The organism is Pelagicoccus sp. SDUM812003 (assembly GCF_031127815.1).
Classification (GTDB): domain Bacteria; phylum Verrucomicrobiota; class Verrucomicrobiia; order Opitutales; family Opitutaceae; genus Pelagicoccus.
Genome location: NZ_JARXHY010000015.1, coordinates 13,717 through 27,446 on the forward strand (window position 1 = coordinate 13,717; position 13,730 = coordinate 27,446).

At 57.1% G+C, this 13,730-nt stretch carries 10 protein-coding genes; 7 read left to right on the top strand and 3 right to left on the bottom strand.

The window, feature by feature from the left end; genetic code table 11:
* Nucleotides 1-393 precede the first annotated feature (393 nt).
* Entirely contained in the window at nt 394-1,047 is a 654-nt protein-coding gene (locus tag QEH54_RS17895) for a NirD/YgiW/YdeI family stress tolerance protein (RefSeq protein ID WP_309020074.1), read from the top strand.
* A 114-nt stretch (nt 1,048-1,161) separates the two neighbouring features.
* Here the strand turns inward: QEH54_RS17895 and QEH54_RS17900 are convergent, their stop codons facing one another.
* Complete coding sequence (locus QEH54_RS17900; RefSeq protein ID WP_309020075.1) at nt 1,162-1,572, bottom strand: hypothetical protein; 411 nt, start codon at nt 1,570-1,572, stop codon at nt 1,162-1,164.
* A gap of 148 nt (nt 1,573-1,720) precedes the next feature.
* Nucleotides 1,721-2,251: a YkgJ family cysteine cluster protein gene (locus QEH54_RS17905; RefSeq protein WP_309020076.1), complete on the bottom strand. Its 531-nt coding sequence runs from the start codon at nt 2,249-2,251 to the stop codon at nt 1,721-1,723.
* A 252-nt stretch (nt 2,252-2,503) separates the two neighbouring features.
* Between QEH54_RS17905 and QEH54_RS17910 the strand changes: the two genes are divergently transcribed.
* From QEH54_RS17910 to QEH54_RS17925, 4 genes are all read left to right on the top strand, one after another.
* Nucleotides 2,504-5,254: a TonB-dependent receptor gene (locus tag QEH54_RS17910; RefSeq protein ID WP_309020077.1), complete on the top strand. Its 2,751-nt coding sequence runs from the start codon at nt 2,504-2,506 to the stop codon at nt 5,252-5,254.
* Between the two features lie 100 nt (nt 5,255-5,354).
* Complete coding sequence (locus tag QEH54_RS17915; protein ID WP_309020078.1) at nt 5,355-6,407, top strand: hypothetical protein; 1,053 nt, start codon at nt 5,355-5,357, stop codon at nt 6,405-6,407.
* A gap of 88 nt (nt 6,408-6,495) precedes the next feature.
* Nucleotides 6,496-6,849 (top strand): nucleotide pyrophosphohydrolase, encoded by a 354-nt coding sequence (locus QEH54_RS17920; RefSeq protein WP_309020079.1) that lies wholly within the window; start codon nt 6,496-6,498, stop codon nt 6,847-6,849.
* Nucleotides 6,850-6,974: 125 nt separating this feature from the next.
* Nucleotides 6,975-8,345: a glycoside hydrolase family 88 protein gene (locus QEH54_RS17925; protein WP_309020080.1), complete on the top strand. Its 1,371-nt coding sequence runs from the start codon at nt 6,975-6,977 to the stop codon at nt 8,343-8,345.
* 42 nt (nt 8,346-8,387) lie between these two features.
* On the opposite strand, the gene QEH54_RS17930 is transcribed toward QEH54_RS17925, so the two are convergent.
* Nucleotides 8,388-10,115, bottom strand: a complete 1,728-nt coding sequence (locus QEH54_RS17930; protein ID WP_309020081.1) for a hypothetical protein — start codon at nt 10,113-10,115, stop codon at nt 8,388-8,390.
* Between the two features lie 353 nt (nt 10,116-10,468).
* Here QEH54_RS17930 and QEH54_RS17935 point away from each other — a divergent pair, with 353 nt between their 5' ends.
* Together QEH54_RS17935 and QEH54_RS17940 are read left to right on the top strand one after the other, a co-directional pair.
* Entirely contained in the window at nt 10,469-12,652 is a 2,184-nt protein-coding gene (locus tag QEH54_RS17935) for a DUF5060 domain-containing protein (protein WP_309020082.1), read from the top strand.
* A gap of 394 nt (nt 12,653-13,046) precedes the next feature.
* Nucleotides 13,047-13,694, top strand: a complete 648-nt coding sequence (locus QEH54_RS17940; RefSeq protein ID WP_309020083.1) for a response regulator transcription factor — start codon at nt 13,047-13,049, stop codon at nt 13,692-13,694.
* Nucleotides 13,695-13,730 lie beyond the last annotated feature (36 nt).

Consider the following 13,730-nt stretch of genomic DNA (forward strand, 5'->3'; position numbering starts at 1 on the left):
CACGAGCCCATCGGCGTTCCAGAGCCAAGGCCGTGCCTCTGAAATAGGAACGAATGACGGGGAGATTATTCCAAAAGAGTTTCGCTAAAGGTTGAGACGGTCTTCTTCTCGCAGCGGGCGGCGTCAAATCCGCATTTTCGAAGTGAGGCCGAACACAGTTCCTTCGGGCAGACCGAACCGTTTGCAATCCGCAGCAGCGGCAGCGAGGTACGGTTGCAGCATGCATCCAGCACAAAAAAGTCCGTTTGGCCGTGTGGGCAATTTCGTAAAATTGGGCGGAACGAGAGGCCGGATCGGGGCTCAACCCCACGTTCTTTCGAAATTGGCATCGAGCCTGCGAGTTCATCTCCCGTTCGAACCGAAAACCGTGCAACCCACAAACAACGAGTTAAAATGATACCGAAGACAAAGAGACACCTAAGCATCGCAGCCGCCAGCATCGCAGCCTTGATGCTGCAGCCAATCGCGTCTTCAGCTCCCAAGGTAGAGACCAAGCCTGATAACTCATGGATCTCCGTGAGCGGCTCAGTTACCAAGGCGTACGTCGACTCCTTCCGACTCGACTACGGCGAGGGCGTTATCGAAGTGGAAATGGACGACGGCGACTACGACATGGATGGCCTCAAGATTTACGAGGGCGACCAAGTGACCGTGACGGGCAAGATCGACGACGACATGTTCGAAAAGCGAACCATCGAAGCGAGCAGCGTGTACGTCGAAGACCTCAACACCTACTTCTACGCGAGCGCCAGAGACGAAGAGGACTACCCATACATCGCGATGACCAATGCGGCAGATCCCTACCAGACGATCGTACAAGGCACTGTCAGTTCGAAGAGCGACGAGGAGTTCACGATCGACACCGGCAGTCGACTGATAACTGTGGAAACCGATGAAATGGGCTACAATCCTCTGGATGACGAAGGGCTGCAGCGCATCGAAGTAGGAGACCGCGTGAGCGTCTACGGCGACACGGACTACGACTTGTTCGAAGGTCGGGAGATCGTGGCGGACAGCATCGTCACCCTCAATGATGGCAGCTCCTAATCGAGGAAAAAAAACGCCTCGCCCACGCTTGGCTCAATGCCCCAGTTCCAACGCTGGGGCATTTCTGTATCTAGATTTGGATACGATCCTGTTCCCCACTGCCCCCCAAGCCATCTAACACGCTCCGGCATCGCGATCCGCATGGATGCGAGCCGCCATGGCGCGAGCCTCGCCCTGTCCCTCCACCACATGGAAGGTGTGCTCCGGAAGGTTATTCAAGAAGTGGGCCCTGATCAATTCGGCTAGGCCTTGGTTCAGAGGGTTGGCGCCGAACAAGATTGTCGCCCGGATCGCCTTCGCCTCATAGGCGCCGACATAGCCGCTCGGCATGCTGGCGGCTTCTAAAAAGTCGACGTTGAAGTGGCTCACACGCGAAATATCCACCAGCTCCACCGCCTCGCATGGCACCGCGGCATCGGCCTTTAGGTCGTCGAAGTACGTCATGATTTCGTCTATGACGAGTTCTCCGATGCAGCTAATGTCTATCGTGCGGAGATTTGAATTGTAGCGGTATTCGACAGGCATGGATTGGCCGGTTGGACCTTAGCAATCGATGCCTTTTCTCTCCATTGTCAACTGATTGAAACAGGCAGCAAGAATCGAAGCTCGGCTACCAGCGCCTCAATCAGGCCGGCATCTCGCTTCGCCGAAGCGCCCGCTATACCAAGGCCTCCTAAGCGTCCTCCGCTAAGGTGTGAAACGTCCTATGAGCGAGCAAATCGAACTGATGCATGGCGAGACCGAGGTCACCATACACCTCCGCCGTCGCGGCATCGACTTGACCCGACACCAAACGCCGCTGCACCCGCCGGAAACGCTTGGTGAGCGAAAGCGTCTCATCGCGCTCCCCCGCATCGCGCAACAAACGCCGCACCTTCTCCGCCTTGCGTCGGGCCTGCTTCACGGTTCGCAAAGCGCTTTCGATTTCGACCCGGCCGGCCGCCACCTCCTTGAACACCTGGCACTCGAAACTGCGGCACTGCCGGGGACGGTTTTGGTAAACGCCGCAGGCGCAATCGGCCCCAAGAGCTCGACAAGGCTGGCGGAAGTAGGTCACCGGCTTTTTCGCTCTCGAGCGTCTCACCGGCAGGCCGCGACGCTTCAAATCAGCGGCGTCATCGTTCGGTCCGAGTCGCACGTTGTCGAAAAGGGAGCCATCGCAGCAAAGGCCACAAGAAAGGCAAAGGGTTTCCAGCTTCGTCACGCCCCACCTATTCGTCGGGCCGCTCGATAGAGCAAGCTCCGTTTTCGCTGCAAGCGTGCACATCGTTACGCTGTCAACACACCGCAAGACTACTGAAAAGACGGGTGCGGTTCTACCCATGAACGTTACAGGAACGTTCGGTGCCTGCAACAATTCGGCGCCACACCCACCCTTACTTGACTTCACTCAATACGAGGGACTTGAAGGGCCCTTCTTTACAGAAAGCTAACAAACGACAAACGGATTCATCCAATGACAGTATCCAATCCTACAATACTAAGACTTTCAGCGTTTTCTGCGGGTTTCGCCCTATCGCTTTCCCCCCTTCTAGCAGATGGTTCACTTTCAGGTCGAGTAGTTGACGCGGACACTGGCGTCTATCTGGATGGCGTGCTCGTCACCCACCTCGCTACTGGCCAGACCGCGATCACACGTCGCGGTGGCGAATACGTTTTCAGCTCGCTACCGGAAGGCCCTCAGCAATTTCAGTTTCGCTACCTAGGGTTCGAAGATGGTGTAGAGACAATATCGATACAAAATGGCCTGAACGAGCGCGATCTGCAAATGAGCGGCGACTTCGTGGAGCTCGAGGGCGTGACCGTGAAAGGTTCCGTTATCGGACAAGCTCGCGCCTTGAATTTCCAGAAAAGCAGCGATGCTCTGGTAAATGCCGTATCCGCGGACGCCATCGGCCAGTTTCCTGATCAGAACGCGGCGGAGGCCCTTTCCCGCTTGCCGGGCGTTTCGGTCGAGCGCGACCAAGGTGAGGGTCGCTTTGTAGTCATTCGCGGCATCGACCCGAACCTAAATTCCGTTTCTGTAGATGGAGTGAAGCTGGCATCGCCTAGTACCGGCGACCGAGCCACCTTGCTCGACACCATTCCGTCCGACAATCTCCAGCAACTCGAGGTCTTCAAGACGGCGCTTCCAAGCCACCCGGGCGATTCCGTTGGAGGGTACATCAACATAAAAACTCCCAGCGCCTACGATCAGGAAGGCATCACCGCGCGCATGTCCCTACAGGGCAACTACAGCGACTTGATCGGCGACTGGAAAGGCAAGCTAAGCGGAGCGTATGGCAACACCTTCAACGAAGGCACGATTGGTTTCCTCTTCAGCGCCTCGATGGAGGAACGCAAGTTTGGGTCCGATAACAACGAGTCCGACCCATGGGTTGAAGAAGACGGGGAAGACGGTTCTAGCGGCTTCGTTTCGGAAGCGGTTGAACTTCGCGAATACGACCTGCTGCGAACGCGCAAAGGACTGACTTCCAACCTAGAGTTCAAGCCTAGCAACGACGCCTACTACTTCCTGAGAGCGAGCTGGAACCGCTACAAGGACACCGAGACGCGAAACGCTGGAGTGATCGAACCCGACGGATTCACCGAGATCACGAACGATTCTTTCGTCGGTCTAGATAGCGAGCTAGTGCGCGAGTTCAAAGACCGCACGGAAAAGATGGGTATCGAAGCCTATTCGCTTGGCGGAGAGAATCAATTTGGCGAAACCAAAGTCGACTACACACTCGCCTACTCGAAAGCAGAGGAAGATACGCCTTACGATTTCGAAGCGATCTACGAGTTCGAAGACGGTGTCGATATTCGCTTTTCCGATACGACACGAAACGTTCTTGGACTTAGCCAAATTGGTGGCAACGGGATCTACGACCCGAATGGTTACGCGTTCGACGAAATCGTCGTTTCCAACCAGTTGGTGGAAGAAGAGGACCTGTCAGCGAACGTCAACGTTACCCATTTCATTTCCGATTCCGCCCTCCGGGAAATCAAATGGGGTGTTCTGGCGCGTGAAAAGGAAAAGACCAGCGATCTGGATGAATTCGAAAACGACGAAAATCCTGAGATCGTGGATACGCTTGATGCCTTCACGCTCGCTTCGCCGCGCGACCCTTTCGGTTTCGGTCTCCCTCTTATCGATCACTCCATCTCCACCTTTTATCAGGACAATCTAGCCGCATTCGCGATGGAGCTCGCAGAGGATGCTTCCGCCTTGGAAGACTTCACTTCCAACGAAGACGTATTGGCAGCCTACCTACAAGCGAAGTTCCAGTTATCTGATTGGGAATTTATAGCCGGAGCGCGTCTTGAAGACACCGACTTCACCACAACTGGCTTCGCCTACAACGACGATACAGAGGAAATCTACCCCACGTCCGGTGGCAATAGCTACTCGAACTTCTTGCCAGGCATCCATGCTCGAAAGGAACTCGACGAAAATACGGTGCTACGCCTGTCATGGAACAACACCATCGCTCGCCCAAGCTTCGAGCAAACCATCCCCTTCGCCGAGATAGAAGGCGACGAGGTAGAAATCGGAAATCCGATGCTGGACCCTCTGGAATCGATGAACTTCGACATCTCGGTAGAGCGGTACTTGCCTTCGCTTGGCATCCTTTCAGCGGCTGTGTTCCACAAGGAGGTTGATAACTTCATCTACGAGCAAACTCTCTTTCAGCCCTACGCCGATATCGAAGACGCCGAAGTGACCACTTTCCGCAACGGAGAAGATGGCTCCATCACCGGTCTCGAACTAGCCTTTCAGCGTCGATTCTCCTTTCTGCCAGCTCCCTTCGACGGTCTCGGCACCTACATCAACCTGACTTTCGTGGATGGTGAGGCGACTGTCGCTCCAGCAGAAGAAGGCGACCCCACGCGCGAGCTGCCATTCATCAAGCAATCGGAAATGGTCGGCAACATCGCTCTCACCTACGAAAAGGAACGAATCTTTTTGAGACTCGCAGCGTCATGGAGGGATGAATACCTTGATGAAATTGGAGCGGAACCGATCGAAGATCGCTATATGCAGGACCACATGCAGTTGGACCTCACTACGAGCTATCAAATCACCCCCCAGCTTTCCGTCTTCGCAAACTGGCTAAACATCACCGACGAACCGCTCCACGCGGCATGGGGCGAAACGGGTCGGCTATCTCAGCTCGAAGAATACGGATGGAGCGCCAATACCGGCATACGCTGGTCCTACTAAGACCTTCCTTGATCTTCACTTTTTTCAAAACCTGAAATTGATCTGAAACTTCTGGCGTCTCACGCGTCTTCAAACCGTGAGACGCCTCATTTAGATTCGCATGTATTTTAAGAAACTTATCGCATCACTCTTCCTTTCCGCCGCCTCGCTCGTGACTCTAAGCCTCGGCGCGCCGCCATCTGTCAAGGTGAAGGAAGTCTTCTTCACTACCGACCAATCGAGAGAAAACATCGACTCTCCCGCGACCTGGCACGGGCCAAACGGCGAGCACCTTCTCTTCGCCACGAGCAAAGCCGGTCATTCGGTAAACGTTTTCGACGCGGTCAATGGGGCCATGATCCAGCGCATCGGCGGTCAAGGAGTGGAGCTCGGCCAGTTCGACCGGCCCAATGGCGTATCAGTGGTCGACGACTATCTGCTCGTAGTGGAACGCGACAACCGCCGCGTGCAGGTGCTTCACATACCCGACTACACTCCCTTGACCACCTTTGGCGAAAGCGAGCTTGGCAAACCTTATGGACTCTACGTCCAAGCGCTCGAAGCGGGCGAATACCATGTGTATGTGACGGATAACTACGAAACGCCAGCTGAAGAGATTCCTGCGGATTCGGAGCTTAACCATCGCGTTCGCCGCTACCTGCTGGAAACTGAGGGCAAGACGGCGGAAGCGGAGCTCGACTTGAGCTTTGGCGAGACGAGCGGTCCGGGAAGACTCTTCGTGGTGGAGTCAATTTTCGGCGATCCGGTTCACAACCATTTGCTCATCGCGGACGAGCTGGAGCACGACAAGCGCGGCCGACAAGTGAAGGTCTACGATCTCGAAGGGAAATTCACCGGGAAAACATTCGGCAAAGGCCTTTTCAAGTATCAGGTCGAAGGCATCGCCCTCTACCAGACCTCGGAAACTGACGGCTACTGGTTCGTGACCGACCAGAGCAAGACGCTAAACCGATTCCTGGTTTTCGATCGCCAGACATTCGAGCACCTCGCGACCCTGGAAGGCGAGCGCACCTTGAACACCGATGGCATCTGGATCACCCAGGCGTCCATGCCGCGCTTCCCGCACGGAGCGTTGTACACCTGCGACAACGACCAAGCGATTTCCGCCTTTGACTTGGCAGACGTTTTCCAAGCCCTCGGTCTGGCCCACTGAACGTGGGCGATTTGTCGTCTCGACCTCTCGATCGTGACGGGTTTGGGTAAAGGCTCGCCTCGACCGAAACCTAGAGCCGCACACGACCATGCCTCCCTCCGAGCTACACGCCCTTACAGAAAAGATTGTCGCCTTCCGCGACGCCCGTGACTGGAAACAGTTTCACAATCCCAAGGACCTCGCCGCTGGACTGGCCATCGAAGCAGCCGAGCTACAGGAAATATTCCTCTGGAGATCGAAGGAAGAGCTGCAGGATACGGTTTCCAAAAAACGGATACAGCTCTCCGAAGAGCTAGCTGACGTAGCATGGTTCACATTGTTGCTGGCCCACGAGCTGGATATCGACCTAAACGAAGCCATCGCTGACAAGCTGGCGAAAAACGCGGCCAAGTATCCAGTCGAGAAATCCAAAGGCTCTCACGCCAAGTACGACGAGCTCTAGGGCGGGTTTCTCCCTACACAATCAGGCAGCTCTCCCACAGCGATTTCAAACTGTCAATACGCAGAGGCATTTACTTGCTCCCTCCCGTGCGATTGGGTGGATGCAAATCGCCTACCCCACCCCGTATGACACGCTGCACCATCTGGCTCTTCGCCGCCCTTTCTCTGCCTTTCTCGCTATCTACCGCTCAAACCGCGGGCGAGGACGCCAAACCTGCCCTCGGACTTTGGCGCGAGCCCTCCGACTTCCCCATCCCCTACGCCCCTATGGAAGCGGAGCAGATCGAAACTGTCATGGGGCGGGTAGTAGACTATCTCGCAGTCGCGTCACCCATCCGTATCATCGACCTGGATACCGAAGAACTGCTCGAAGAGGGCCAGAGCTGGCCCGATCGCCCAGGCCTGCAGCGCGGTCTGTTTTCCTTGATCAGCTACGAGTGGGGGGTGACCTACGCGGGCATGATCGCGGCGGGTGAACAGACCGGAGACACACGCTACTGGGACTTCGTCACAAGCCGCCTCTCCACCATCGCTCGCCTCGGCAAGGTGTATGGCGAGATGGATGCGGAGCAAAGACCAAGGCGTTATCCAACCCGTCGTCTCCTCGATCCCCACACCCTCGACCATTGCGGAGCCATGTCGGCGGCTCTGATCAAAGCAAGGCGCTCGCAGGCGTCCATCGGGGGCTTGGAGCCCTTGTTCGAAAGCGGCCTCGCGCATATCAGCCAGCAGCAGCTCCGGCTTTCGGACGGCACCTTGGCTCGCAATCGCCCCCTCCCCAACAGCCTATGGCTCGACGATCTCTACATGAGCGTCCCGGCGCTCGCGCAGATGGGACTCGAAACAGGCGAAACAAGCTACTTCGACGACGCCGCGAAACAGGTGCTGCAGTTCGCCCAGCGCATGTTTGTGGAGGAAAACAAGCTGTATCGGCACGGCTGGGTAGCAGGAATGGAGGAGCATCCGTTCTTCCCCTGGGGACGCGCCAATGGATGGGCGTTTATGGCGAAGGCGGAGCTTCTTTCGGCCATGCCCCTCGATCATCCGCAGCGGGCTGCCACGCTAGACCTGTTTCGAGCGCACGCACAGGGATTGGTCCGCGCTCAGGGCATCAATGGACTTTGGCATCAACTCTTGGATCGACCGGAGACTTACGAAGAGACGTCCGCAAGCGCCATGTTCGTCTTCGGTCTTGCCAAGGGGATAAACGAAGGGTGGCTCGACGCAGCCGTCTATGGTCCCGCTACTTCGCTCGGCTGGAACGCGGTCTCTCAACAGGTCAACGAGCTGGGCCAAGTCGAAGGTACCTGCGTCGGCACCGGCATGGGCTGGGATCCCGCCTTCTACGCCTACCGAAACACCAACGTGTACGCCGCTCATGGATACGGACCCGTTTTGCTAGCGGGAGCGGAAGTTCTGGCGCTGATGCGGGCAGCCGGGAAAGAGGCCAACCTCCATGACGGGGCGGTCCACTTCGGCGAGACCCCCGATTGGTAAGGCTCTCCGCTTGAGTGCGCCTCCTAGAAGGGGTCACCGTCTCTACCCTTTCATCATCTTCGGAGAGGAGGTATTCTCTTCCGGATCCCTGAGCCGTTTGAGGGCCCAAAACGCGATCAGCCACAGCAGCGTCAACCCGGCTGCTGTGGTCCATTGCTTGAGAACAAGAAACATCGGCAGCATGAAGGTGCTGATCTGCCAGACCAACGCCACGGCGAGCCGTATCCAGTTTTTCCACAACTCGCTGCGATGCTCCGCCTTCCATTCGTTTGGCCAAATGCCATTGGGACGCACCGTTTCATAGAACCGCTGCAGGACTGCTTGGTCAACCGGGCTAAAGAAGAAGGTACCGATCATGCATCCGACCAAGGAAAAGCCTCCGATGCCAGCCAGCACCTGGACTTCGTTCCAACCAGCGGCCAGTTCGCTCCAGGCTACAGTCAGAGACGCAGCGAAGCCGAACAGAATGCCCATGCTGAAGCCCTCCCCGTTGAATCGGCCCCAGAACCAGCGAAGCATGAACGGTATGAGAAACGCGGGAAAGAGCTGAATAACGATGGTCACCCAGGCGTCGACCACCGAGTCCACCACCAGCATGGCCAAGGTCAATCCGATCGCCACAATGCCCACCGACGCCGCGTATCCACAAAGCACTTGCGCCCGCTCGGTGGCGTTTCGCCTAAGCGGCACGAAAATATCGCGCACCACATAGGAAGCTCCCGCATTGATGGTGGAGTCGAAAGTGGACATGGATGCGGCGAAGAGCGCCGCTATCACGATGCCACGGATGCCGGAGGGAAAGAAATCGGAGGTCAACACCTGTGGCAGCACCCGCTCCGGATCTTCGTTTCCAATCCCCAAATGGATGCCGATGATGGCGATGCCGATGGCCATGGGCCAGCGAAACGCGAACAGGATGGTCCACAGCATGCCGATCTTCTCGCACTCCGCGGCCGATCGAGCCGCATAGAAGCGCTGGGCCATGTAAGCGGATCCTCCACTTCCGCCTAAGCCCTCCACGATGCCCTTCGCCATCCACGCCAGCAGAAAGGCTCCGAAAAACGAATACTCGCCGAGCCCCTGGTCGCTCCAACGGGGCAGCGCCGTGTTATACCGAGCTCCTTCCCAATTCGCGAGCAAATCGACGTCTACGAGCAGTCCCGCCCGCACGGAGATGTAAATAGCGGCGGCGGCGATCAAACCTCCTTGAAAGACGTCCGTCCACACCACTCCAAACAAGCCGCTCATCAGCGTGTAGACCAAAGCGACGATCGCCATGCCGATGGAGCAGGCTTCAGGAGAAAACGGGAGAAAGACCGCGAGAAACTTGCCCGCCGCCGCCAAGAAGAAAACCACCATGCCGATGGTGATGACCAAATAGGTCAAGGCCGCGAGAAAGCGCGCTGACCTACCGCCGAAGCCTTGACCGAAGCGCAGGTTCATCCACTCCGCTGTAGTGACGACTTGACTACGCTGATGCCATTTTCCCATGAAGGCGAGAAACACCGCGATAGGCAGGACCACGCCTCCTCGCATCTCGATGAAAAAGCCGTGCGCACCGAACAAGTAGAGAAGCGTCACGATGGTCATGGTGCCGGCGGCATCGAGATTGCTGGTCATGCCGGATGCGCCAAGAGCCCACCAAGGCAGCTTTCGCCCACCAAGAAAATAGGCTTCCGAGTCCTTGCTCGCTTGGCGTGAGAGGTAGACGCCGCAGGAAAGCAGTCCAACCAGATAGGCGACAAGTATCGAGTAATCTAATACACTCATAGTCTGAAAGGGGACGAGAGATTCGGATGGATCAGGGAAAGCGTTTGGAAACGGCCCCTTAGCCAAGCAGTCCTACCGCAAAATGCAAAGGTCTATTGCCGCGCCGCGGCTTGCCGCCGGTTTCGCGACCGATAAGACGCGCATCGGACATAGGGCGAAGAAGGCCAGAGCCTCTACGATCGCCAAACCGACGACGAACGCTGTCGCGCTCAAAGCGAGCGGCGAGGGCCCACGTTGAAAATTCTCAAACCTCGTCTCAGGGCTATCATGGATTCCCGGCAACAGGTCGTATATGCTCGAGTTCATGGCAATGCCTCCACCTTGCCTACCCCTGTCACACTCCCCCTCCCCCCATGATTGATACGCCCCGATTCGTTCTCCATACGGTTGCCCTGGCCGCTTGCTCCGCGCCCACTCTCTGCCAACTGCACGCAGCCAGCGTCGAGAACTTCGCCTGGGAACGCTCCGACGTCTCGATGTACGGGAAAGCGGAAGCGTCTTTCGAACTGAGTTCAACTTACGACAACCCCTACGATCCCGATGAGATCTCCGTGGACGCGCTCATAAGCGGCCCCCATGGAGAATCCTACGAAATGCCCTGCTTCTGGTATCAGCCCGTGACCTGGTCGGAGGTGGAAATCGGAGAGTTCGCCGATTTCAATCCTCCCGGCGAGGGCGTCTGGATGCTGCGCTTCTCGCCAGAGAGCGCCGGTAGATGGGAAATTCGCATCCGTTGCTCGGACGAGGACGAGACCGAGCTCGGCGCGGCTCACGCGATCGATGTCGCCTATTCCGACGCGCCAGGCTTCGTGAGGCTCGACCCCGAGGATCGCCAGGGATTTCGTTTCGACAACGGAGCGCCCTACCTTCCCATCGGCATCAACCTTTCATGGAACGACCATTCCCTGACTCCATTCTACGACGAGTACCTCAGTTCCTTCTCGGCGAACGGCATGAACTGGATGCGCCACTGGTTCGTCGCCTTTTCACGCCAGGCGCTCGAGTGGAGCGAGGACTACTGGTCAAACACCTACCACGGCGTCGGACGCTACAGTCAGGAAGCGGCGGCCCTGACCGACATGATGTTGGAAAAAGCCAGCCTGCACGGCGTCTACGTGCAGATCGCGCTCGAGCAGCATGGAAAGTTTTCCACGACCGTGGACTCGACTTGGGCCGACAACCCCTACAACGAGGCCAAAGGCGGTTGGATCCCCTCCGACGAGGTGAAGGAATTCTTCACCGACGCCCAGGCCATCAAAGCGATCCAAAACAAGTATCGCTACATCGTCGCTCGCTGGGGCTTTTCGAGAAACGTCTTCGCTTGGGAGCTCTTCAACGAAGCGAACTGGATCGAGCAGTTCGACAGCTCATTCGACTCGGTCCTAGGCCAATGGCATAAAACCATGTCCAGCTACCTGAAGGAAATCGATCCGTATCAACACCTCGTGACCACCAGCGCCGCGCGAGAAGAGCTCGAATACTTCGCGGACCATCCGGACATCGATATACTTCAAGAACACCTCTACGCGACGGATATCGATCAACAAGTGGCGCAACTCGACGACCAGATGCTGGAGCATTTTTCCAAGCCGGCGCTCGTCGGAGAGTTCGGCATCTACGGTTCCAACCTCAGCTACGGAAGCGCCGACGAACCGACGCATCCCGACCTTTGGGGAGATCACGTGAGGCAGTCCGCCTGGATTGGCACCATGAAGCGGGTCCCTAACATGTTCTGGTACTGGTCCGAATACCTGCGGCCGTACGACTTGTTTCCCCTGTTCAAGCCCATCAGCGCGTTCTGGGCGGGGGAGGATCCCGGAGCGCAGCCCAATATCGCCGCGACCAGCCTGGAGCTAAGCGGAGCGCAGGAGAGCGCCCTGGCAGAGCTTACCGCATACGCTCTGCAAAGCGATGTGTCGGTTTATGGATACCTATACGACGAGAGCTATGGCGAATGGGCGGAAACCGGCCCGACCCTATCGAATGTCACCGTGACCGTGCCAAACCTGAAAGCCGGCGCCTACCATTTGAGCTTCACCGATCCCGTTTCCGGAGCGGTCACCTCCTCCGAACCGATCACGATACTGGAGACGGCCGACTATCCGATCGCCCTGCCGGACTTCTCGAAAGACATCGCCTTCAAACTGACCGCGCCGCCTCGGCTGTATTCGCAATGGGTAGCGGACCATTTTTCCGAGAGCGAGATACTAAACGGGCAAGCAGCGCCAGATGCCGATCCAGCGGGCGACGGGGTGGCCAATCTCTTGAAGTTCGCCCTCGGCGTCGACGATCCCACTTCGCGCATGGATAGCGGCATGCTGCCGAAACTCGAAGCGCTCCCCGACGGCACTTCCCGCTATCGGTTCGCGACCCCAGGAGGAGACGTGGCGTACATCGTCGAATCATCCAGCAACTTGCAGAACTGGCAGAACGTATCCGAAATATCGATACCTCGAGGCGAAGAGCAGATCATCGCCCTGCCCTCAAGCCAACTGCAGCCCGCCCTTTTCCTCCGCCTCCAGATTCGTCGGAAATAGCTCAACCGCCCGACCTTACCGGCTCGGCCGTGAGGCAAACGCAGGGAGGACGAACGAATTCCCGCAGACTGCGGCGAAACGAAACCATCGCAGACGCTCGCGCGCCATTCTCGAGATGACCGCTGGCGAGCCATCGAAAAATGATGGAAAACCCCAAGCAGCGGATTTTTGTACCCATTTTTCCGCGACATGTAAAATCCATCGCAGGTTTTTAACAACTTTCGCCCACCTAACGGGTATTTCACAAAGGCGTTAACATTTTTTTGAATCTACGAATCAATTTGATGTTAATAGAGACCGGTCCTCTTGCCGTGAGGGGATGTCCTCATACTGTCATAACATACACCACAAGCGACCTGACAAGTCGCCCTACAGTTTGAGGGAAAAAACCAAAATGAAACGACTATACATAGTAGATGACCTTACGACCGTCCGCCAAATGCTTGCGGACATTCTTGAGCGCCACAACTACGAGATCATTGGCGAAAGCGGCAATGGACAGGACGCGCTGAAGGAGATTCTCGAGCTGCAACCCGATGTTGTAGTAGTGGACGCCCGCCTGCCAGGCTTGAACGGCCTGGAGCTGATCCGCCGTTTGAATCGCCAGCTGCCGCACACGCGCTATCTGGTCTTCTCCGCCTACCAGAATCCTTCCATCGTGAAAGACATGCTGGAAGCGGGCGCCCACGGCTTCGTGGAAAAGACCGCTCACTTGCGCGAGTTCATCAACGGCCTGGGCATCATCGCCGAAGGCGGCACCTTCTTCGGTCCCAACGTGGCGGAACTGATCCGCTCCGTGGTCGCAAATCCCAACAGCGTGCAACGCTCCAAGGACTCGCTCACCGAGCGCGAGCGCGAAGTGCTGCAGATGATCGCCGAGGGACACAGCACCAAGGAAATCGCCCAGAAGCTCGGCTTGAGCGTCAAGACGGTGGACAACCACCGCACCAACATGATGCGCAAGCTAGACCTGCACAACGTGGCCAGCATCACGCGCTACGCCATGCAGAACGGGCTGATCGAACTCGATCCAGCCATCTAACGGTTCCCGGGGCGCAGCCGCATCCGAATTTCAAGC

Coding starts and splice junctions, on each gene's coding strand:
- QEH54_RS17895 (WP_309020074.1), top strand. CDS start 394: ATGATACCGAAGACAAAGAGACACCTAAGCATCGCAGCCGCCAGCATC.
- QEH54_RS17910 (WP_309020077.1), top strand. CDS start 2,504: ATGACAGTATCCAATCCTACAATACTAAGACTTTCAGCGTTTTCTGCG.
- QEH54_RS17940 (WP_309020083.1), top strand. CDS start 13,047: ATGAAACGACTATACATAGTAGATGACCTTACGACCGTCCGCCAAATG.
- QEH54_RS17930 (WP_309020081.1), bottom strand. CDS start 10,115: ATGAGTGTATTAGATTACTCGATACTTGTCGCCTATCTGGTTGGACTG.
- QEH54_RS17935 (WP_309020082.1), top strand. CDS start 10,469: ATGATTGATACGCCCCGATTCGTTCTCCATACGGTTGCCCTGGCCGCT.
- QEH54_RS17925 (WP_309020080.1), top strand. CDS start 6,975: ATGACACGCTGCACCATCTGGCTCTTCGCCGCCCTTTCTCTGCCTTTC.
- QEH54_RS17920 (WP_309020079.1), top strand. CDS start 6,496: ATGCCTCCCTCCGAGCTACACGCCCTTACAGAAAAGATTGTCGCCTTC.
- QEH54_RS17915 (WP_309020078.1), top strand. CDS start 5,355: ATGTATTTTAAGAAACTTATCGCATCACTCTTCCTTTCCGCCGCCTCG.
- QEH54_RS17900 (WP_309020075.1), bottom strand. CDS start 1,572: ATGCCTGTCGAATACCGCTACAATTCAAATCTCCGCACGATAGACATT.